The sequence below is a fragment of the Labilibaculum manganireducens genome (genome assembly GCF_963665805.2).
GTDB lineage: Bacteria > Bacteroidota > Bacteroidia > Bacteroidales > Marinifilaceae > Labilibaculum > Labilibaculum manganireducens.
Genome location: NZ_CAXXEE010000003.1, coordinates 3,656,401 through 3,679,829 on the forward strand (window position 1 = coordinate 3,656,401; position 23,429 = coordinate 3,679,829).

At 36.8% G+C, this 23,429-nt stretch carries 15 protein-coding genes; 4 read left to right on the forward strand and 11 right to left on the reverse strand.

The window, feature by feature from the left end; genetic code table 11:
- Nucleotides 1-185 precede the first annotated feature (185 nt).
- Together ACHZAX_RS14135 and ACHZAX_RS14140 are read right to left on the reverse strand one after the other, a co-directional pair.
- Entirely contained in the window at nucleotides 186-968 is a 783-nt protein-coding gene (locus ACHZAX_RS14135) for a toxin-antitoxin system YwqK family antitoxin (protein ID WP_320019587.1), read from the reverse strand.
- A gap of 57 nt (nucleotides 969-1,025) precedes the next feature.
- Complete coding sequence (locus tag ACHZAX_RS14140; RefSeq protein ID WP_320019588.1) at nucleotides 1,026-4,289, reverse strand: UvrD-helicase domain-containing protein; 3,264 nt, start codon at nucleotides 4,287-4,289, stop codon at nucleotides 1,026-1,028.
- A 379-nt stretch (nucleotides 4,290-4,668) separates the two neighbouring features.
- On the opposite strand from ACHZAX_RS14140, the gene ACHZAX_RS14145 reads away from it, so the two are divergent.
- Nucleotides 4,669-8,565 carry a fibronectin type III domain-containing protein gene (locus ACHZAX_RS14145; protein ID WP_320019589.1) on the forward strand — a complete coding sequence of 1,299 codons (3,897 nt, stop codon included), beginning with the start codon at nucleotides 4,669-4,671 and terminating at the stop codon, nucleotides 8,563-8,565.
- 175 nt (nucleotides 8,566-8,740) lie between these two features.
- The gene (locus ACHZAX_RS14150) at nucleotides 8,741-9,139 is read left to right on the forward strand and encodes a DUF6146 family protein (protein WP_320019590.1); all 399 of its coding nucleotides are present in this window, start codon (nucleotides 8,741-8,743) and stop codon (nucleotides 9,137-9,139) included.
- A 78-nt stretch (nucleotides 9,140-9,217) separates the two neighbouring features.
- On the opposite strand, the gene ACHZAX_RS14155 is transcribed toward ACHZAX_RS14150, so the two are convergent.
- Complete coding sequence (locus tag ACHZAX_RS14155; protein WP_320019591.1) at nucleotides 9,218-10,102, reverse strand: DUF3078 domain-containing protein; 885 nt, start codon at nucleotides 10,100-10,102, stop codon at nucleotides 9,218-9,220.
- A gap of 205 nt (nucleotides 10,103-10,307) precedes the next feature.
- Between ACHZAX_RS14155 and mnmA the strand changes: the two genes are divergently transcribed.
- A complete protein-coding gene (gene mnmA / locus ACHZAX_RS14160; RefSeq protein ID WP_320019592.1) occupies nucleotides 10,308-11,480 on the forward strand; it encodes a tRNA 2-thiouridine(34) synthase MnmA in 1,173 nt (390 codons plus the stop codon).
- 79 nt (nucleotides 11,481-11,559) lie between these two features.
- On the opposite strand, the gene ACHZAX_RS14165 is transcribed toward mnmA, so the two are convergent.
- The 8 genes from ACHZAX_RS14165 to ACHZAX_RS14200 all read right to left on the reverse strand — a co-directional run bounded on the left by ACHZAX_RS14165 (nucleotide 11,560) and on the right by ACHZAX_RS14200 (nucleotide 21,678).
- Nucleotides 11,560-13,350, reverse strand: coding sequence for a T9SS type A sorting domain-containing protein (locus ACHZAX_RS14165; protein WP_320019593.1), 1,791 nt, complete (start codon nucleotides 13,348-13,350; stop codon nucleotides 11,560-11,562).
- Nucleotides 13,351-13,805: 455 nt separating this feature from the next.
- On the reverse strand, nucleotides 13,806-14,471 hold the full coding sequence (locus tag ACHZAX_RS14170) for a hypothetical protein (RefSeq protein WP_320019594.1): 666 nt from the start codon (nucleotides 14,469-14,471) through the stop codon (nucleotides 13,806-13,808).
- Between the two features lie 505 nt (nucleotides 14,472-14,976).
- Entirely contained in the window at nucleotides 14,977-16,809 is a 1,833-nt protein-coding gene (locus ACHZAX_RS14175; protein WP_320019595.1) for an LTA synthase family protein, read from the reverse strand.
- Nucleotides 16,810-16,849: 40 nt separating this feature from the next.
- Entirely contained in the window at nucleotides 16,850-17,524 is a 675-nt protein-coding gene (locus tag ACHZAX_RS14180; RefSeq protein WP_320019596.1) for a phosphatase PAP2 family protein, read from the reverse strand.
- Nucleotides 17,525-17,543: 19 nt separating this feature from the next.
- On the reverse strand, nucleotides 17,544-18,416 hold the full coding sequence (locus ACHZAX_RS14185; protein WP_320019597.1) for a diacylglycerol/lipid kinase family protein: 873 nt from the start codon (nucleotides 18,414-18,416) through the stop codon (nucleotides 17,544-17,546).
- 91 nt (nucleotides 18,417-18,507) lie between these two features.
- Nucleotides 18,508-19,230, reverse strand: coding sequence for a nucleotidyltransferase family protein (locus ACHZAX_RS14190; RefSeq protein ID WP_320019598.1), 723 nt, complete (start codon nucleotides 19,228-19,230; stop codon nucleotides 18,508-18,510).
- A gap of 199 nt (nucleotides 19,231-19,429) precedes the next feature.
- A complete protein-coding gene (locus tag ACHZAX_RS14195; RefSeq protein WP_320019599.1) occupies nucleotides 19,430-20,869 on the reverse strand; it encodes a RapZ C-terminal domain-containing protein in 1,440 nt (479 codons plus the stop codon).
- 128 nt (nucleotides 20,870-20,997) lie between these two features.
- The gene (locus ACHZAX_RS14200; RefSeq protein ID WP_101308923.1) at nucleotides 20,998-21,678 is read right to left on the reverse strand and encodes a DUF554 domain-containing protein; all 681 of its coding nucleotides are present in this window, start codon (nucleotides 21,676-21,678) and stop codon (nucleotides 20,998-21,000) included.
- Nucleotides 21,679-21,878: 200 nt separating this feature from the next.
- Between ACHZAX_RS14200 and ACHZAX_RS14205 the strand changes: the two genes are divergently transcribed.
- Nucleotides 21,879-23,408, forward strand: coding sequence for a M64 family metallopeptidase (locus ACHZAX_RS14205; RefSeq protein ID WP_320019600.1), 1,530 nt, complete (start codon nucleotides 21,879-21,881; stop codon nucleotides 23,406-23,408).
- Nucleotides 23,409-23,429: the final 21 nt, after the last annotated feature.

The window sequence follows — 23,429 nt, forward strand, 5'->3', positions numbered from 1 at the left end:
TGCCTCGATACAGCTAAAAATTAATTCATTTTAATTAAAGTCTATTTTGAAATTAAATTGTATTAGTGTGATATATCATCTTAAATATACCAAATTACAAACATTTATCTTATGAGGAAAATCAGTGTTTATTTTAACAAAAAAAAGCCCCTAAAGGAGCTCTATATCAATAACAAAATTAATCTTTAGTTAGGATTTCGAATCGAAACAGGAACTATAATACTTAAAAGCCGATCATTTTGATACGTGGTTTTTTCCACTGCCACAATAGAAATGTTCTTTTCAATATTAAAACCTTTAGAAATAGGAATTCTTAATTCGCCTACTCCTGCAATGGTTTTCAATTCTGCAAGACCTCGGGTACCAATTGGAAAAAATTTCCCATCGATTAATTTACCCTGATAAAATTGTACTTTATTCCGCCCATTGCTCAACCGGAATTTAAGAACATATTCCTCCTTTGTTTTTAAAAGATCAATCTTCTCCACTTTAATGTAAGGTTCCGACTTCTCCTTCCCTGTCTTGGCATACTCTTTCAAGCCCACACCAAGCATATCATTTTTGTATAAAAGTTCAGATTTTAATTTCCCGTTTTCCCAGAATTTCTTCTGAAATCCATTCTTTTTACCTTTCACGTAATTGGTTTCCCGATAAACCTTTCCATCCTTATAATACCACAAAACAACACCATGTTTCATCCCATCAACATAGGGAATATCATACTGTTTCTCGCCGGTTTTATAAAAGGTTTCACTGACACCAACTTTTTTATTGTCTTTATACTCAACAAAGGATTTCAATTCTCCAGTCCCAAAATAATACTTTTTGATTCCATTTTTCACGTTTAACTTAACAGTGTCCTTTGTTTCAATCATCTTACTATCTGCTTGTTCTTTCGATTTCCCCGACAGTAAATCACAGGAATTAAGTAGGAGTAAAACGCTTATCAGCAATACAATATTTTTCATCGATATTTTTTTTTGACTGTGCAAGGTAACAGGATTTCAATTTGGAAGCAATAATAATTATACTTCCTCTATTTCAAACAGTTTTCCATAGAGAACAAATGCTTTCACCTTTTCGAATCCAAGTTGTTGAATCAATTTCTTGTAAGCTAAAACCTGCTTTTTGTGAATATTCTCCTTATTCTTTCCGAACTTAAAATCGATAACAACCGCCTCTTTTCCTTTGTAAATAACTCTGTCTGGCCGCAGCACTTCCCCTTTTCCCAAAAGAATATCTCTCTCGTTAACCACCGTCCAATCTTTCGAAAACCATTCAGAAACAATTGAGTCATTCAATAATTCTTTAGCAAACAATGAAACTTCCTGAGCTTGAATCTGATCCAGTTTCCCTTCAAATTGCAATTGACTCACCGCTTTGTTAACATCCTCTTTGTATTCTATCAGTTGAAACAGCTGATGCAGAATATTTCCCCGGCTTACCGGTGAAAAACTCTCGACCGATTCTGCTTCCGAGAAATCAAAATAATCTGCCGAATGCGCCCGTAACTTTAACCGGTCATCGAGCAAAGAAGCAGGATACCCGCTCCTCTTCTCTTTTGTTTTTTGAAGCCCTTCGGAAACTCTGACTTTCAATTCTCCCAATTCGAAATATTTACCTTCCTTGTTCCAATTCTGAGCTAAAGACACAATTTTATTTCCATTAAAATCAGAAGAATAGTTGTCTGAGTTTTCGAAAATGAACAAAAGCAAGTCTGAAATATTTCTCAAATCCCTCTTGGCCGAAAGTGGTGAATAACTGATAAAAACCTCTTCGGCTCTGGTTTGGGCAACATACAAAAGATTCAGATTATCAATGTATGACTGCAATTTTTCAGTGAAATATTCCTGATAATAGATGGTTTCCTTCAAACTGCTGCTATATCGAACAGGAAGTACATCCAAAACATTAAAACCTTCTACTTTAGGCTGACACCAAAGTATGTTTGTGTGCCGTGCATTGTCAAGATCCCAATTGCAGAATGGCAAAATCACCACCTTGAACTCCAAACCTTTCGACTTATGAATCGTCATGATTCGAATTGCATCCTGTTGGTCTGAAACCGAAATCACCTCCTTGTCTTTTCGTTCTGCCCAATAATCCACAAAAGAATTCAAATCCGGAGCATCTGTCTTTGTAAATCCCAACACCAGATCCTGAAAAGCCTCTAAAAACGGAAAGTCCTGAGCACGCTCATTCAGTTTGAAAATGTGAATTAATTTCTCAACCAAATCATACAAAGCCTGCCTTTTTAAAGCAGGAATATTGGCCGTAAATTCATCGGGGAAAATAGATTCAAATGTATTTTCATCTTTAGAAACTGTATACAATTTATCCTTATCTTCCTGTTGCTGATTTTGAATGTAAACCTGATATTCCTGCTTTAAAAACCCAAGATTTATTTTATCATCAGGATATACAAAGCAGGTCAGTAAATGAGTCAGAAAACTAATTACAGATGAGTTCTTTAAATAGAGTGAATCGTTTGAGATCACATCGTAATTGACACCTTCTTTCGCATTTTCGCTTGCGCGATACGCCATTAAAGTATCAGCTATCAAACCACCTTCTTTTCCATTTCGAACCAATATGGAAATGTCTCTTGCCTGATAACCCATTTCCTGAAATTGCTCAATTTTTAACGGCAAATCTTCCAGCACCTTCTCAATCCAATCTGAATCAGTCTCTTTTTCAATAAAATGGGCTTTTACGTATCCAGAAAATTTGTCTTTACTTTCCGGGAAGTGCTGATAAACGTCCTGATAAGCTCCTGTAATTTTCTCCTGCTCCTCTGCTAATCCTTCCGAAATATCGGTTGGAATAGAGGCATTGTATTCATTCTGCAAAATCTGCGCTCCAAGCGCAAACACCGAATTATTATAATTGATCACATTTTTAGAGCTTCGCCAGTTGTAATTCAGGGTCATGCCATTCACACCAAAACCTTGAAAATCCTGATCCAATTGTTCCGATAAGATTTTCCAGTCACCATTCCGCCATCTGTAAATGGATTGTTTTACATCTCCAACAACCAGAGAGTGATTCCCTTCGGCCAAAGAATTTGTCACCAATGGTTTGAAACTCTCCCACTGCATCGACGATGTATCCTGAAACTCATCAATCATGAAATGCTTGTAAACATTCCCGATTTTCTCATATATAAAAGGCGTGTCATTATCTCCAATAATGCTTCGGAGCAAACGACTCGCATCCGACAGAAGGAAGATGTTTTCGCTCTCGGAAAACTCCTGAATTTTTTTAGACAAGTCTGTTAATATGCCCAAAGTATAAATATAACTCAAGGTTTTATCCGTTGATTTATACAACATCGACTGCTCATCGTAATGATTAACAGCCTTTTTCAACAAATCATTCAAGCCTGCATTACAAGCCTCTCCAACAGCTTGTTTCGTTGAAGAACTTGCTTTTCCTGTTGTCCATTTTTCAGGAGTATCAACAGCTGACCTGGCTCTGATTCCCGGATCCATCTTTCCACCGTCTCCTAAACCCGATAAATAACCTGCAACACCAGATTTCCCGTATGCAAACTCAGTAATATCCAAAGCATGTTGAGCCAAAATCCGTCTTGTTTCTTCTCCTATTTTATTGAAAAACCCTTCAAAATCATCTTTTATCTCCTTTAGGATTTTACGATAGGAACTCAGGAAATTTTTATCAGAAAGTTTGTCAATTAATTTATCAGAGAAATTTTTAAAATCTTCCTTGAAAACTTCATTGCCAACGTCTAAAATTTCCTGTTTAAAATTCCAGTTTTTTCCTTCTCTGATTTTCGATTCTGCAAAATCGGTAAGCCATGATCTTAACTGCAGATCCTTATCTACATCAGTAAAAAGCAAATCAGCTGCCTCATTCAATACCCTTCGTTGGTCCAGTTCAATATTATAACCCATTTGCAGGCCAATTTCGCGGGTGAAGGAACGAACCACTTTCTGGAAAAAACTATCAATGGTAGTGACCGAAAACCTGGAATAATCGTGAAGAAGTCTGTTTAAAATTTCTTTTGCTCTGGAAACCAATTCAACAGAATTCAGATTGTGCTTTTCTTTTAATTCTTTGGCATAAGGCGAATCATCAGATTGTGACAAAAGATAAATTTCTTTTACAATTCTAGACTTCATCTCATCTGTAGCCTTGTTGGTAAAGGTAACAGCAAGAATACTTTTATAATTTAAAGGATCTTCAAAAACCAAATTTAGATACTCTTTGGTAAGCGTATAGGTCTTTCCTGACCCTGCAGAAGCTCGATATATGGAAAGTTCGGACATATTTTAATCTTTATTTAATCCGAAAATAGCAATAATAATTATGAGGTGCGAAGCAATGCAAAAATAAAATGATCATTTAACTCCAAACCATCTTGCAATTCCAAATAATAAACAAATGCAACATTATTTACAGTTAACCTAATAACAAATACAGTTTAATTTAAAACAACATTAAAAACATCAGGTGAAAACTTAAACATGCTAATTTATATGCAAAACAAAAGCCTTATCTATCACAAACTAAAAAATAACATAAAAATATAATTACATAGAAATACAACAATATATTCGTTCATCATAACAAACAACTATTGACATCGTCTTTTATTTTTCCTAACTTCTGCTTTATTATCAAAATATTCACTATAATCCAATAATTATGAAAAAAATCTTTACTCTTCTTCTTTGTTGTATTTTTATTCTTTCCTCTGGATATTCCCAAAAACGGGAAATAGACAATGATGGAAAATACAAAGGAATTATCAGGATAAAATTCTCTCCCAAATCCGATAAAAAGGTGAACGAGTTACACCAGCTTCTTATAAACAGAAGTCAGTCAAAAACAAAAAGCACTGAAGAATTTGTTCGCACCAACATCGCGAATCTTGACAAAGTAAACCAACAGTTTAAGGCAAATAAAATGCGTCGTGTGTTTCGTGATGCTGGTAAATTTGAGGCTAAACATAAAGCATTTGGCCTGCACCTTTGGTACGAAGTGGAATTTAATACGTCAACTCCGGTATCCCAACTCATAAAATCTTATCAGAATGTTGCTGAGATTTCGATGGCTGAAGGAATTAATGCAACCAAACAAATTGAAGGTGTTAAACTTCCAGAACGTAATAATACTCCTGTCCCAACTACTCTTCCTTCAGGAACCAATGATCCCCGTTTTGTTGATCAGTGGCATTACGAAAATACAGGACAGAACAATGGAACTCCAGGTGCCGATATCAGTTTACTGGATGCCTGGCAGGTAGAGACAGGAAATCCGAACGTTATTGTAGCAATTGAAGATGGTGGTGTCGATTATGACCATGAAGATCTAGCCGCAAACATGTGGATAAACCCTGGTGAAATTGCCGGCAATGGTATTGACGATGACAACAATGGATATGTTGATGATATCTATGGATATAACTTTGCTGACAATACCGGCGACATTTACGTAGGTGATCACGGAACTCACGTTGCCGGAACAGTTGCAGCGGTATCCAACAACGGAATTGGAGTTAGCGGTATTGCAGGCGGAAGCGGAAACAATGACGGTGTAAAATTAATGTCATGTAATGTTTTTAGTGCCTCAAGCGGTGGTTTTGCTGAAGCATACTCTTATGCGGCAGATAATGGAGCAGTTATTTCGCAGAACAGTTGGAGCTATACTTCCCCTTATCAATACGACCAGGCTGTTCTTGATGGTATTGACTATTTTATTGCCAATGCAGGTGGTGCAAATGCTCCGATGAACGGCGGTATTGTAATTTTTGCTGCCGGCAATGACAACTCTCAGAGCAGATACTATCCTGCCTACTACAGCAATGTACTTGCAGTTGCTTCTACCAATAAAAATGATGTGAAAGCGTACTATTCCAATTACGGAACATGGGTTGATATTGCAGCTCCCGGTGGAGAGCTGGAAACAACTAATGAGGATCCTACGGCTGTTCTTAGTACTTTTCCCAATGACAATTACGGAGTATTTCAGGGAACTTCAATGGCTTGCCCACATGTATCAGGTGTTGCAGCTCTTGTTGTTTCAAAATATGCAGGAAACATTACTTCTGCCGAATTACGTGCCAAATTAGTGGACAACACTGACCCCATTGACGATTTAAATACTAGTTACGCCGGTAAACTTGGCAGTGGCAGACTAAATGCCTACAAGGCACTTACCGATGATAATTTACCATCTGTTCCTTCTGGTTTAGCCGCCTCGAACGTAACTCAAACCAGCTTTACTATTGGATGGAATGCCGTTAGTGGTGCTGTTAGTTACGATGTTCAAATAAGAGAACAAGGCGGTACATGGCAAACTATTAATACATCACAAATTACCTATGACTATTCCGGAGCTGTTGCCGAAACTACTTACGAATTTCAAGTAAGAGCGAACAATGACGCAGGATCTGGCAGTTATTCTGCAATTGCTTCTGTAGTAACCGAAGCGGCACCAACTGTACCCGTGGCTCCGGTAAATCTTACTGCAACTAATATTACCTATAATTCATTTACCATTAGCTGGGATCTTGTAACAGATGCAACAGATTACGATCTTGATGTAAGACCTGTTGGCGGAACGTGGACTACGGTAAATTTAAACAACCCAAATTACGATTATACCGGACTTAATGCAGAAACAACTTATGAATTTCAGGTGAGAGCAAACAATTCCATTGGTTCAAGTGTTAATTCAAATTTGGTATCTGCAACTACCCTTGCTGCACCAACTGCTCCAAATGTTCCAATGAATTTAACTACCTCAGACATTTCATATAATTCATTCACCATTACATGGGATGTTACTGTTGGTGCTGTTGATTACGATTTAAATGTAAGACCTGCGGGTGGAACATGGAGTACAATAAACTTAAGTACAACAAGCTATAATTACTCAGGTCTGGATGCTGAAACAAACTACGAGTTTCAAGTGAGAGCAAACAATTCTGTTGGTTCCAGTGATTATTCAAACATAGAAACCGCAACCACTCTTGCTGCTCCTTCGGCACCAGCAACACCAATTAATTTGGCAGCTTCAAACATTACCTATGATTCTTTCACCATTACCTGGGATGTTACTGCTGAAGCTGTTGATTATGATTTAAATGTAAGACCTACCGGCGGAACATGGAGTACGATAAATTTAAGCACAACCACTTACAATTATACCGGACTAAATGCTGAAACCAACTATGAGTTTCAGGTAAGAGCAAACAATGCAATTGGATCAAGTGATTATTCAGGTATTGAGAATGCAACTACTTTGGCTGCGCCAACTGCCCCCACAGCTCCGGAAAATGTGACTGCATCAAACATTACCTACAACTCATTCACAATTAGTTGGGATGCAGTTACCGATGCTGATGATTACGATTTGGATATTCGTGAAACAGGTGGTACATGGTCAAGCTTCAACACAAGCTTAACCACATATAATTACACCTCTGCCCTGGCTTCAACCAGCTACGAATTTCGGATTCGATCGAATAATGAAATCGGCTCTGGTGATTATTCCAGTATTGAATCATTAACAACGGATCAGATTCCGGTACCGGAAATACCAACAGGATTAGTGGCATCGAATATTACGTCTAATTCCTTTAATTTAAGCTGGAACAGCATCGAATTTGCAGACAATTACGATCTTCAAATAAGAGAACAAGGTGGTAACTGGGAACTTTTCACCACATCGGCAACAAGTTTCGACTATTCAAGCGCAATGGCCGAAACGACCTACGAATATCAGGTTCTTGCCAGTAACAGTTCCGGATCAAGTGCTTATACTTCAATACAATCATTAACTACACTTGCCGAATCAACCACGCCTGATTATTGCGAATCCTACGGGCAAGCTACCCGCTATGAATACATCGATTTGGTAGAACTGGCGAATATGAACAATCCATCAGGTGATGACGGCGGTTACGGTAACTATACCAATATGACTGCAAGTGTAAAACCAGGAAACAGCTATACCCTAAATTTCTCTCTGGGATACAAATCGAGGTCTTATACTGCGAACTGGAGAATATATATTGATTTTAACCGTGATGGTGAGTTTACCAGTAATGAAATAGTAGTTTCAGGCTATACTGCCAGTGCAGGAATTTCATCTTCCAACATAACAATTCCTGCGAATGCCGCAATTGGAAAAACCAGGATGAGAGTTATGCTAAAACACAGAAGAGCTGCGAAATCCGGATGTGAAATATTTAGTCAGGGAGAAGTTGAGGATTATACCGTAGACATAAGCAACACGGCTCCTGCCCTGGCAACTAAATCTTCTGGTTTAGCCTTTGGCAACCCGCTAAGTGAAACTCCTCCTGTCGAAGAATTGAAGCTGTATCCAAATCCCGCTAAGGATTTTGTAACCCTTTACATTCAAGGCAATATTCAATCAAAAGTAAGAATAAGCTCCTTAACAGGAAAAACGATTCAAATTCTAAGTCTTGATCAGGAAAGTAATACAATTGATATTTCAAATTTACCTTCAGGAATGTATTTTATCTCTGTTGAAGATGGTGATGAAATTATCTCTAAAAAATTAATCAAACTATAAATCCACTTATATTTTCATTTTCGAGGACAGGTTTAAAAGCCTGTCCTTTTTTTTTTTACCCACAAAACAATGTAACAAATTAATTATCATACACGTAACAGCTATTACATCTTCTAAATAACTGACTCTCTCATTACTGTGATTTTATCTGTTTGATCTCTTAATTAGTTTCGTCATGAAAAAAATCATCTGTTTATTATTCATTCTTAGCATTGTTTATGGGTGTTCAACATATTCAGCATTCAAAACTCCTGTTCCTGTTCAGGGTAACGAAAATAAAATTGCCGTAACGGATAGTGTAGAGTACGAATTACTTATTTTAGATACAGGATTTGAATCGTGGTTTGCAACCAGAAACATGATGGCAACTGCACATACAAATAACTATTACAAAAACTGGAATCAGATTTACGTTTTGGAATGGAATCAGCAATACATGCAAAGAAATCCTCGTATAGATAATTATATAGAGTATGATCCTTTGGAAGATTATGGTTTGGAAATTAATTACAAGCTGTACAATTACTTTCAGTTTGTAGAAGAAAAAACCGGCATATCATTAGTTCGCCGATAAGAAAAGCGGAAGAATCCAAATAATGATTCTTCCGCTTTTTACTCATTTAAGAAGTGTATTCCCTATTAATAGTTCAGCTTAAAATTTGTAGGCCAATCCGATTCCAATAATTTCCTTGAACTGAATTTTTGGACCTTTGTTTACGCCATCCTTATTCACATATTCTACATCATCATCGTAAACCAAAGAAGTATTAACTGTTGCTGTTAAAAAATCATTCACCTTCATGTTAATCATCACATCCCATAAAACATCAACATTTCCAAAGTCTTGAGAATAATTTGTAAATAAACCCAAGGTACTCTTCAAATTTACATTTTCAACCAAATCCTTATTCAATGCCAACTTGGTAAACGCACCAAACTCTCCTCTGAATTTATCGCCCGGGTCAACACCAAAAGCCCCGACAGCAGATAATTCATCATCATTAACAATTGTCATTTTACCTGTAACAGGAGAAATATAAGCCGAAAAAACATCACTTGGTTTGTAATCCATACCTAAAGAAAGAGTAATATATGCAGGAGCCAAAAAGTTGGATACTTTCACATCTGGTTCTCCTTCGGTATTCGAATAATTGTAGCCCTTTGCAAATTGAGTTTTAAAATCCAACAAGGCACTGTAATACCATTCACCGCCATTCTTATGACCGTATTTGGTTGTGAAATCAATTTTATCAATGCTTTTGCGCATACCTTGGTCGCCTTGCTTAACCATACCGTATTCAAGGTTTAATGTATTTTCCCAACTGTTCTTTCCTTTATTGTAATTTGAGAATAAGTTTAACTGAGCATTCGTTGAGATTGCATTATCTCCACCTCCTGACCAATTTGTTAGCGATGTTTGAGAAAATGTTAGTGATGCCATACCTCCCTTTTTCCAATATGAGGTATCTTGTTTTTCCTGTGCGGAAACAAATATAGCCATGCAAAGCAATAGCATTAAAACTCCTGATTTTTTCATTTTTTATAAATTTTTAATATTTCAATAGTTATGGATCATTTATTTAATCCAACTCAAAACTAAATCGAAGTTAATTCATTTTTACTTTCAAAAAAAATACATAACAAAATTTAGGTGTTAAATTACAGGCAATTCGTCAGGCACAATTGGCACTAAGCCAAAAATTGAATACTTTTGCATCTTGAAAAACAAGGATTTATTAGTGATGAAGAAAAAAGTTGTTATCGGATTATCGGGTGGAGTGGATTCCAGTGTTGCTGCGCATTTATTAATTGAGCAGGGATATGAGGTGGAAGCACTTTTTATGCAGAACTGGAACGATACGGTTGGATTAAAATCCGAAGAATGTCCATTTGAGGAAGATGTACTGTTTGCTCAAATGGTAGCCAAAAAATTGGGAATCCCATTTCATTTTGTGGATTTAAGTGTAGAATACCGTGCAAAAGTTATCGATTACATGTTTTCGGAATATGAAAAGGGACGTACTCCCAATCCGGATGTACTTTGTAATCGTGAAATAAAATTTGATGTGTTCCTGAAAAAAGCACTGGAACTGGGAGCTGATTATGTGGCTACCGGACACTACTGCCAAAAGGAAACCATTATAAAGGATGGCAAAGAGATTCATAGGTTAATTGCCGGAGCTGATAACAATAAAGATCAGTCTTATTTCCTTTGCCAGTTATCGCAGGAGCAATTGTCAAAAGCGATGTTTCCTATCGGACACATTATAAAACCTGAGGTTCGGGAAATTGCCCGTCGTGAAAAAATGGCCTCTGCCGAGAAAAAAGATTCTCAGGGCATTTGCTTTGTTGGGAAAGTTGACCTTCCGGTTTTTTTGCAGCAAAAGCTGAAAGCCATGAAGGGACAGATCATTGAAATTATGCCTGACAAAGCTGATGAGATCATCCCAAAATCAGATGCTTTGGAAGATATTTCGGCACCATATCAGTTTAAACCTGAACACGGAACTGTTGTAGGGGAACACAATGGGGCTCACTTTTTTACTGTGGGTCAGCGAAAAGGCCTAAATGTTGGCGGAAAGAAAGAGCCATTATTTGTGATTGGAACCGATGTGGTGAAAAACATTGTTTACGTAGGCATGGGGCACGGGCATCCGCTATTGGCAAGAAAAGCTCTGTTCATTCCTAAAAATGAAGTGCATTGGATTCGTGAAGATTTAAGGCCAACTGAGGAATGTGAAAGAAAATATGATATCAGAATAAGATACCGACAGCCTTTGCAAAAGGGAACAATCTACTTCAAACAAGAAGGTTTGTACATACTTTTTGATGAGCCACAACGCGCGGTTGTTTCAGGACAATTTGCTGCCTGGTACGATGAAGGGGAACTGATTGGTTCGGGAGTGATTGACTAAAGAATTCAAAACAATTACATACAGAAGAGGCTGTCCAAAATAATGGTCAGCCTCTTTCTTTGGATATAGTGTATATGAATTATTTCTTTATTATTTTCTTTGTAATGATTTCTTGATCTGTGATTAATTTAACGATATAGGTGCCAGATGGCGAATTGCTCAAATCTATGGAGTTTGTATTGCTTACTAATTCTTTCCTGAGTAGAAGTTTTCCTGTTGAATTATAAATTTCAATAGAGAAATTATTATCTACAATTAAATTTCCAGGGATTTGAATATTAACTACATCTTCTACTGGATTAGGAAAAATTGCAATACTCGTAATTACTTTTGTAGATTCAAGATTCATTTGGGTATCGGCAAGTTGCTTAGAGTTTCCTTCTTCAGACAAGCCAACTTTTGATACAATTAATGGATCTGGATTAAAGCTATTTAAAGGACTAGGAGGTCCTGAACAATCCATAGGTATATATTTATACGCATAAATACCTGATCCACATGCGTTTTCTCCACTTACTCTTAAACACAAATTAGTTAGACATGTACTCCCGGTTGCGACAACTACATGTGAAGTGTTTTGAGCATATTGTATGCTTCCCCCATCAACACTCCAATTGTAATATGTAGCACCTGGTGATAATGCATCGGCCTCAATAATCGAATGTAATCCAACTAATCGCTGTCTACATAAAATTTCTGATCCTGAAGGTGGTCCAACCCAAACATTGTATTTCACCTCATAGATTTTTCCACATTGATTATGGAGTGTAAACTTAATTTCTGCTGCTCCTCTTATTTTAAAGAATATTGCCTTAAGGAAAGCACTGGCACCACTCCCTGTTGACTTTTCAACTAGATTAGAGGGACTTACACTCCATGTTACACTTGTTGCATTAGAGTATGCATTTTGCAATGAATAAGTACCTCCGCCAGTACATAGGACTTTTGCTCCGGTAATTTTTGGTGTAGGTTCATTTGGATCCCAATCTTTTAGCGTGATTATTTTGCTTTCTTTCAAACTAGTACAACCATCCACAATAACCGATATAGTTCCTCCTGAAAAACCATCAGGCATTACTTTAACAACATTTGAATTCGTACCACTTGTCCAAGTCCAGCTTGCAGGTTTTGTCCATTGGTATGTTGCATTTGGAACGCTTCCGATATTCAAAGTAATTTCTTTTGGTTTGCCACATACAATAAAGTCAGTGGAACTTACGAGAGGAGTAATATTTCTTCCTGTAATTTCTTTTTTTCTATCTCTAGAATTAGATGAACCACTACACTCTGTAACACCTCGCACTTTGATTGAACCATCGGTGCAGTCATCTGGAATTACAGTAATACTTGTACCTCGTGTTTTTATTCGCTTTTTTCCATCACTCACATCATTATTGTGTATCCATCCTGCTGGAATTAGCCATTCGTAATAACTGACATATACCGGAAGAGTAGAAAAACAGTTTGGATATTTTAGAGATGGAATTGAATATGTTCTAGGAGTATTATCACCAAAAGGTATGTTAAAATCTCCACTAAAATTTCCAGGAGTTTCTGTTTTTATAGATTTAACTCTAACTTCCAGAGTAGTTTCTTCAATGACTTTAGTGCCCTGTTTTACAGTTAAAGTCACTTTATGGGTAGTGTTTGAATCATTCCAGAGAATCCATACACTTGAAAAGGAGTCATAATCATCTCTGATAGTACCACCTTCAGGTATCCATTTCCACGTATACACATCAGAATCTGTATAGCTAGAGTTATACAAGGTCGCGTCGTTGGGACAAAGACCTTCTGCTTGACCTGTAATAGAAGCATTAGCAATAAAACTAATCAGTACGAAACTTAGTATCAAGTATAATTTTTTCATCATTAAGTTGTTTTAATAATTAATATCTTTTTTATCAAACACCTTCTGCAAGCTTACAAAGCACATTTTTGTTTTGTGAAGCTATGCTTGTCAGCTTACACAGTGCATTTTCATTTTGGAAAGTATGCCATGTTATCTTACACGGCCTGTTTTTATTTTTAGAAATAGGCTATGTTATCTTACATGGACTATTTTTCGTTTTAGAAATGAGCTATGTAATGTTGCACATGCTATTTTTGTTTTTGAAAACAGGCTGTGTAAGCTTGCAAGGAGTGTTTTGATTTTGGAAAGTATGCCATGTAAGATTACACAGCATACTTTTCTTTTTTTGGAGTGATTATACCGATTAGTATCTAAAATTACTCATTCATTGCTCCCGATAAACCGGGATTATGATTGAGCTTTAGATATCTATCGGCATTATACGAGTGTATAATTTTGTATCTAAAACCGTATCATGCATCAACAACTGCCACTTCTTCCTCAATTTTTTTCTTCGAAACAGTTTGCGGAAACAAGCGGTTGGCGAAAGTTTTGCCAAACATTTTTATGGCATCCAGGTAATTGAATTCGTATTGCTTCCGCAAGTTTGCCTGGGACACTTCTTCGTTGGCAACAGCCGTCCGCACTTTGGTTTTGGCTTGCTGCAAATCTGCCAATGAAGTTCGAACTTTGCCAATGCTTTCTTCCAATGGAGTAATTTGAGCAGACAGGCTGTGCTCTTGGCCCAACGATTTAATTCGCTCTTTTATTTCTTCGGCTGCATCGGCCTTTTTTACGATAGAAAAGCGCAGAATAATGGAATATCCTCCATTGGGAAATAATAGCTTATGAACCGGAAGACCTGGATTTTCTCTGTCGTATTGCTTTGCCCCATCGGATATGGTTCTGATACGATCATCCAATCCGCCTTCGTTAAATATTAAGTCGTCGTAAGCATTATCCTGCAACAGCCTTTCCTTTTTGGTTGCTGTATTTTTCACTTCCAAGTCGGTAATTAAGGGATTAATGTTGGTCACAAATATTTCTGCACCTTTTGTTTGTTTGCATCTGCGGGTGTGACGAATGGAATAGTTAATGTGTACTTCGGATGACATAGCATCGTTTAATTTTCCTGCCATTGTTTTTTGATTTAAATTATGAATAAAATCTCACCAAGGTGAGTGAATTGTAATCCCAATCTCTTAATCCGATCCATCTCACGCCTCTTAACTCTTACAAATAATCTTTATCCTCCTTCCCCCCTACTTATCTACTAATTATTTTTATGATCAGCCATAAACTTAATACATCTTTATTTAACATGCAAATATGCAGATCAAATATTAATTCCAAATTATCCGCTTAAGAAAAATAAAAATCGATTCATCACCAATTAAAATACATTCAACACGCATCAACATTAGGAAGACAAGCTATATACAATACCAAATCCACATCAAAATTTATCTTGTAAAATAATTTCTTTAGATTTATTAATCACGTCATACCCTGACATGGCCGGCTTGTTTATAGTCAGAGCATGACAGGCTTAAGACTGTAAACAGATTTTTTGAAATTAAGCAGGTATAAGACACAAAAAAAACCGTTCGAATTGAACGGCTTTTTTGTTTGCTATATGGCTTACTACCGAGCCCTAAAATCCTCATTCAGATACTGCAGTAAGGCTTTCCAGTTTTCTCTGTTGTTGGCACTTTCACCTTCTTCATGAACGTATTTATTCGAAGTTAAATCGAATACACTTCTTTCCTTTTCGTCGATGTAACCAAAACCGTTGTTGTAATCAAAATAGGCATATCCTTTCTGATCTGCCGCCAGTAGATCTTTTCCAAAAATAAACTCATCGGCATTTATATCCAACTGAGACAAAAGAGTATTTGCCATATCCGGCTGACATCCAAACTTGTCAACAACAAGATTTTTTTGATTTAAAGCACCACCCAACCACAACATGGGTATCTGATACTTTCTAAAATCACTTGGCACACTTTTATCAATATACCTGGTGCCATGATCGGCAACCAATATCAGTATTGTATTCTCCCAGGCTTCTGTTTTCTTAAAATCAGCAATGAATTTACCCAAACATTTATCGGTATAATTAACCGAATTTAAGAACCGCTCATCTTCGCTGTTTCCTTTAATCACCTTTTCCATAGGAACATCAAATGGCTCATGACTGCTTAAGGTGAAATATACTTTAAAGAATGGTTTCGTTTCCGATTTAATATCTTTTAGCAATCTTTCAAATACATATTCATCATGCACGCCCCATTTTGAATTGTATAAATCCTCCGAAAAATCGAACATGGTAACCAATCGATCAAAGCCGGTATTCATGAGATATGAATTTATATTCGCAAAACGAATATCGCCGCCATAATAGAATGCTGAAGAGTAATTTTGTTTCGTAAACTTCCGGCATAAACTTGGAATGCTTTGAGTTTTCTTGGTATAGGAAATAACGCTGCGCTGCGGCAAGGATGGATATCCGCTCAGTAATCCAACAATTCCGATTTTTGAACGATCGCCAATTGCATAAAAATTAGAAAACAAAACGCCTTCTTTGGTCAATTCATCGAAATTAGGCGTTGCTCCCTGATATCCTCCCAATGAACCAATTGCCTTACTGGTAAAACTCTCGAGCATCACCACAACAACATTAGGTTTCTTCGCTTTTATCACCTGCAGCCGATCAGAATTGGGATTGCATTTTAAGCCGGCAATCGCACTTTTCAACTGATCTTCTTTCAGGAACTTAAACTGTTTCCCATCTTTTCCAATCTTCTTTAATGAGTAAGAAAAGTTCCATACCGGATTTACTGCTGCATGATTCGCAAAAGTACTCTGAGAGAAATATACAAATCCCACATTCATAGGAGCAATACCAAAACCTCCCCTTATCGGGATAATCATACCGGCGGTAATGAATAATAGAACGGGAATCCATTTGTAGTTGATCGGTTTGATCTTTTCAAGCTTTACAATTACAAACTTCCTTAAACAGACGTATGAGGCTGTTGATGTAAGAATGAATAGAACAAACAGCAGTAAATGGGTCGAAAGCGTGGTTGAAGCCATCGCTTCTTTTGGAGTTTTCAGATAACTTAACACTGTTGCATCCAAATGAAAGCCCCAATTGCGGTACAACTCCAAATTAGGAATCAAAATCATGATGAAAATAAGACCAACTACCGAATAGATAACAGTAAACAGACCTTTTAATTTTTTCGCCGGCAACCAGAAAGTTACAGTCAAAATCAGTCCGCTCAAAAGAAGAATATATCCCATTAAGGATAAGTCGTGACGTGCACCTGAAACGAAAGCCTTTGCTATTTCGAAAAAAGACTGCCCCTCCAGCAAATCCCATTGATACAATACAAACAGCAATCGGAAAACAAAGAAAAACGCCAGCCAAAACAATCCGGCTGACAGTAAATAAAACAATCTGTTTTTCATGAAATCATTCAATTAATCAATTTAAAAATATGCTTATCGGTTATTTTAGGATATAAAAAACCGACAAAAGCATTACTATAATTTGCAGACTGCCTAACAGTGCAATTTGATGAATTCCCGCAATAGGATGAGTTTGCTGCTCCGGTTTGCAAATTAAACTTGGCTTAGAATATTTTTGCAGTAATGAATACACAAAACAGGCTGATAAAGTTCCTATTAATGCGCCAACAATTATATCTCCGGGATAATGAACCCCCAAATAAATTCGCGAATAGGACACCAAAACTGCCCAGAAAATTACAAATACACTTGTTACCCGATTCTTAAACAACAAGGAAACAAACACCGCCAAGCCAAATGAATTTGATGCATGCGATGATGCAAAACCATATTTTCCGCCCGTATATCCTTTTACAATATGCACTAAATGACTAAATGATGGATCTCTGGAAGGTCTGAATCGTTTAAAAACAGGTTTAAACACTCCCGAAGCAATTTGATCACTTAAAACAATTACCAGAAGTATGCTTAGGATGATTAAAGTTCCTTTTCTCCAGCCAAATGTGTTGATTACAGCAACAACTATCACAAAATAGAATACAAACCAAATTACTTTCCCCGATGTCAACATCATGAATGTATCCCAAAAAGGATTGTGCCGGCCATTGAAAAACAACAGCAATTCTTTGTCTAAACTAAGCAACCAATCTAACATGCTTCTTTATTTTATAGTGTTACATTTTCATTTTCACCACTTCAATCTGCTTCAAAATTTCAATACTTAAAGTCTCTTCCAATTTTTTAGGCTCGCCATCTACATGATAAGTTTCAGAATTTGAATCAATTACCAAACTACTGGCTTTTACAAACTGCACATATTTTGAATTCTTCAACTTTCCTAAAAACAAACGAACTACGAAGTTTGGCACTACATAAAAAGGAATTTTTTTTATCAAAACCAAATCGAACAAGCCGTCGTTGCAGACAGCCTTTGGAGCAATCAAAGCATTGTTCCCGAATTGCCGGGTATTTGCAATGTTGATCATATGATATTTACCCTCAATAACAGAACCATTAACATTGACTTTGGCTTGTATGGGTTTGTATTTTAGAAGCGCTTGAATGGTGCAATATACATAGGTCTTTAGTCCTCGTGCCGGCATCTTTTCAAATTCGGTTGCCACATAACTATCAAAGCCTAAACCTGCCATATTGCCGCATAGTTCATTGTTTATCTTTATGACATCAACTTTTTCAGTTCCACCTTTTAAAATCTGATCCAGTAATTTTTTAATATCGCCATCAAAACCTAACTCACGGGCGAAACCATTGCCTGAGCCATTAGGTAAAACAGCTAATTTTAGCTTGGAATATTTAATCAAATATTTCAGTGTCGTATTTATGGTACCATCGCCTCCACAAATAATAAGTACTTTGTATTTTTCCGCTTTAGCGGTCAAAAAAACATCAAATTCCTCCAAAGAATTACTGACAAAACAATCAACTTTAGGAGCAAGTTCTTTAAATTTCTCAAGGATTTTACCCGAATTAGTACCGGAGTGAGGATTGATAACAAAAATGATATCCTGTAAGTTTATTTTTTCCATATAAATTATTGGTGCACGGCTCTAGTATCTTCTGTTAAGAAGTGATATCGATATTCCGGTTTTTATTAAATTGAGCCCAAAAATAAACAAATTATTTCAGATGATCTTCTGCCCAAGCCAAATCTTCAGGTTTACCAAGGTCTGTCCAGATTTTTGAGCTGTCTTTAAAAGCCAGAATCTTTTCATTCTTTGCCAAGCGTAAATACAAATCGATAATGGAAAATTTACCTTTCTCTGTAATTAAGGGAAATAGTTTCGGACTAATTAAATGAATTCCGCTAAAAGCCATTGGTTCAGATTTATTCATCTCTTCTCTGGCAACTTTAACCTCACCGGTTTTACAGTTCTTCCAACCTGTTAACTGATTATCTTTACTGAAATACAAGTATCTGCTGCTGGTTCTTTCGCGCATAACCATACTTACCAATGCCCCGGTCAGTTTATGAAAATTGATTAATTCAGATAAATCCAAGGAAGAAAAAACATCTACATTATAGATTAAAACGGGTGCGTCAGGAATAAATAAATCAGCGGCTTTCTTTAATCCACCTCCTGTATCCAGTAGTTCTTCGCGTTCGTCTGAAATACGAATATCAACACCAAAATTGTTATTCTTTTGGAGAAAACCCTCAATCATATCTGCATAATGATGCACGTTAATAACGATACGATCTACCTTAAGTTCAATTAATTTTAATATTGCTCTTTCCAAAAGAGGTACTCCTGCCAACTCAACCAATGCTTTTGGTTTCGAATCGGTATGAGGTTTTAGGCGGGTTCCCAAACCTGCAGCAAAAATCATTGCATTCAACATCTTTTCAATTATCAGTGAACAGTTATCAGTTAACAGTTATCAGATTACCGGACTGTATTAATCCTTTTTCTTCTTGGAATCGCACAAGCTCTTGGCTTTTTTAGCCACCCGATTGCATTTTTTGCAAACAAAATTTTCCGAATTACATACTTTTTCTGCGTATTCCTTCGGTGATAATTTACAACGTTTATTGCCCATATTAACTTCCTTCTATTTCCCGTTCAATGTGCCTTAAACTGATGTTCACATCAAACTTTTCCCGTAAATGCTTTGCCAAACTCTCTGCCGAAAAAACGGAACGATGTCTTCCTCCGGTACAGCCAAAGTTCACCTGTAAATTGGCAAAATTTCGACTGATGTATTTATCAACACTCATGTCGACAATACTATATACTGAACCTAAGAACTCATCCATTTCGCTGCGCTCCTTGAAAAAGTCAATTACCGGCTGATCTTTTCCTGTCATCTCAACATATTCCTGATATCTTCCCGGATTATGAATGGCTCTGCAATCGAAAACAAAACCTCCGCCATTGGTTGTTTTGTCTAATGGAATTCCTCTTCGGTACGAAAAACTATTTATTTCAACATGAAGTTTTGGTTTTTCTTCCTTACCTACGCTTTTCAAAAAATCTGAAGAAATAACAGCCTTTAGTGCTTTCACCAATTCAGGCAATTCAACAGGAATACTCATTCGTCCCAATATGGTTTCCAAATTTTTTAATGCGAATGGAATCGATTTTAAGAAATGATCTTTTCTTTCGTAAAAACCTCTAAATCCATAAGCTCCCATTGCCTGCATGATGCGAACCAATACATATCCCTGAAAAAAGGAAGTGAAAGCTTTTGGATCTACTGTCTGTACTTTTTGAATTTCCTTTAGATAAAAGGCTAACAGTTCATCCCGAACATCCTGTGGAAGATCTGCCTTAGCATCGTATAGCAAAGAAGCCAAATCGTATTGCAGGGCTCCTCTTCTTCCTCCCTGATAATCGATAAACCAAGGCTCACCATTTACCAACATGATATTTCTTGACTGAAAATCCCGATACAAAAAATAATCACGGGGAGCATCCAACAAGTAATCCGAGAATTTTTGAAAATCGTTCTCGAGCAACTGCTCATCGAATGGAATTTTAGCCAATTTTAAAAAGTAATATTTAAAATAGTGCAAATCCCAAATCATAGATTGCTTATCGAAACTATCCCGAGGATAACAAACACTATAATCCAATCCATTTTCTCCTTCGAGTTGAAAACGTATCAGTTGAGAAATTATCTTTTTATAAATCTGCACCAAATCGTTGGCAAAACCTTCTCCTACTCTTAAATGCAGAATATAATCGAACAGAGTTGTATTGCCTAAATCCTGTAAAAGATAGATGTCCTGTTCGTTATTTTCACCGTAAATTTCCGGAACCGAAAGACCTTTTTCTGCAAAAAACCTACTAAAACTAAGAAAAGCAGTATTCTCTTTTTTATCGGCATTAAAAGCTCCCAATGCCGTTCTCTTTTCTCCTATTAACCGAATGTATTCGCGATAAGAACCTGATTGAGGTAAAATTTCCGTTTCAATTACTCTGTCATCAGCCCATTCTTCAAATAACTGAATTAGAGCAGTTTTTATTTCTTCTTTCAAATCGTATGTATTTTGATTGCCTAAAGCATTTCTTCTGATTACAAATCTACGAAAAGATCTTATACCGACTGATATGTGCAGTTCTTCTAATCTTTCAAAAACCTATTCGTACAAATATCAAACTTATTCTAAGTTAAAAAGATATAGCACAGCAGCACTTCCACAAACAAAGCGGGAAGCATATTTAAAACCTTTATTTTTTTTATTTCTAAAATACTAATCCCTAATCCGATGATTAAAACGCCGCCAACTCCGGCCATTTCGGTGATTATGGCTTCCGGTATTACTTCTCCAAACAAGGCCGCCAACAGGGTTAATCCTCCCTGATAAATCAGCAAAGGAATTACCGAAAATATAACTCCAACTCCCATAACTGCTGCTAAAGCCACAGCCGAAAATCCATCCATCATCGATTTGGTTAACAGCAGAGTCGGCTCCTTGCCCATTCCCTCTTCCATGCTTCCCAATATTGTCATTGCACCCAAACAGAACAGCATAAATGATGTAACAAATCCGGTTGAAAATTTATCATCCTTACTCCCGATTTTCTTTTTTAATAACTCGCTCAAATTTTCAACCCGATCCTCTAAACGTAAAAACTCACCAATTAATGATCCAACCACCAAACTAAACACCATCAGCAACAGCTCGTTGGCTTTTAGAGCCATACTTACACCAAGATACAGTGTAAAAATCCCAATGGCCTGAAAAACAATTTTAAACATTCGATCGGGAATCCTGGTCCGAAACAAAAGTCCCAAACTTCCCCCTATCAATATGGCAATTACATTAACCAGTGTTCCTATCATAAAATGATTTTATTTTTGAAAAACTAAATTTAAAAGAAAAACAGGAAAGTCAACGGTCTGAAACAAAAAAACTATACAGAATAAACGATACAGGAATAGGATTCTTTCATTCCTGTTCAGATATGACAATATGCATATTTCCGAAAACAGAAAATCACTATCTTGTTGCATCTTATAAAACTATAAAAGAACAAAATATTATGAAACGTCCATGCCAAAGTGATTTTGACACACAGGAGGATGATTATTCCAACATGGTAAGTTCTCCCGAAACAAGTTCGGAACAAGCTATATGGCAACTAAAAAACAAATTTATACACATGAAAAAGATTTTTGTATTTACCCTTATGCTAATTGGTATCTCCTTTTCATCAATGGCTCAATATGCTGATTATTTTACGAGTGCTGCTATGCGCCTGGATTATAATCATGTAGGAAATTCAGGAGAAGAACACTTCGCTTTCGATCAGATGGTAAATGATGGTGAGTGGCCTGGCAGTAAAACCATGCTAATCGACGAACTAAATCTGGGGAAATATTGTTTCGAAGTAAAAGATTCTAAAACAGGAAATTTACTTTACTCCCGAGGATTTGCAAGCATCTACGGCGAATGGGAAACTACACCCGAGGCAAAAACCGAATGGGGAAGTTTTCAGGAATCCCTTCGTTTTCCATGGCCGAAAAATGAAGTGGATATCACTGTATTTAAACGCAATATTAATAATGGTTTTGATCCTGTATGGACCTATAAAGTAAATCCAAAGCATTACCGTTCTTTTTCCAGCCCAGTAAAAAATCACTATAATACGATTGATATTGTTGTGAATGGTAAGCCTGAAAATCAAGTTGACATTGTAGTTTTGGGAGAAGGATACGCCAAGAAAGATATGGGCAAATTTAAAAAGGACGCACAACGTTTTGCGGAAGTTCTTTTAAGTACAGAGCCTTATGCTTCCTTTAAGGATAAATTTTCGATCAGAGCTGTGGAAACACCATCTCCCGATTCAGGAGTAAATCATCCTCATCAGGATATTCATAAACGTTCGGCACTTTCGGTTACTTACGGGGCTTTCGATTCGGAACGATACGCTTTAGGTTTCGACAACAAAACAATTCGCAATGCGGCGGCCGCAGTTCCTTACGAATTTACAGCTATTTTAATGAATGATTCTATTTATGGCGGTGGCGGTATCTACAACTTGTATATCACAGCTGCTGTTGACAATGCTTTTCAGGAATATTTATTTGTACATGAATTCGGACACCATTTTGCTGATTTGGCTGACGAATACTACACATCTGCAACAGCTTACGAAATGGATGCCAAGCATTTGGAACCTTGGGAATTAAATGTAACTGCGAATGCAAATCCTGAAACTATAAAATGGAAGGATATTGTAACACCAGACACTCCAATACCAACTCCCTGGGAAAAGGAGAAGTACGATGAACACAGTATTGCTGTTCAGAAAAAGAGAGTTGAGCTAAGAAAAGCAAAGGTTGATGAAAAAATAATGGAAGATTTCTTTATGAAACAAAGATCGTGGGATGATGAGCTTTTAGCAAATATGAGATACAGTGGTAAAGTTGGTGCTTTTGAAGGAGCTCAATACAAGTCAACAGGCTTATACCGAAGTGCTCCCAACTGTATCATGTTTACCCGTCACGATAAATTTTGTCCGGCTTGTCAACGGGCTATTAAGCTGATTATCGATCAGAACACGAAGTAAAACAAAAACACAGATAAATAT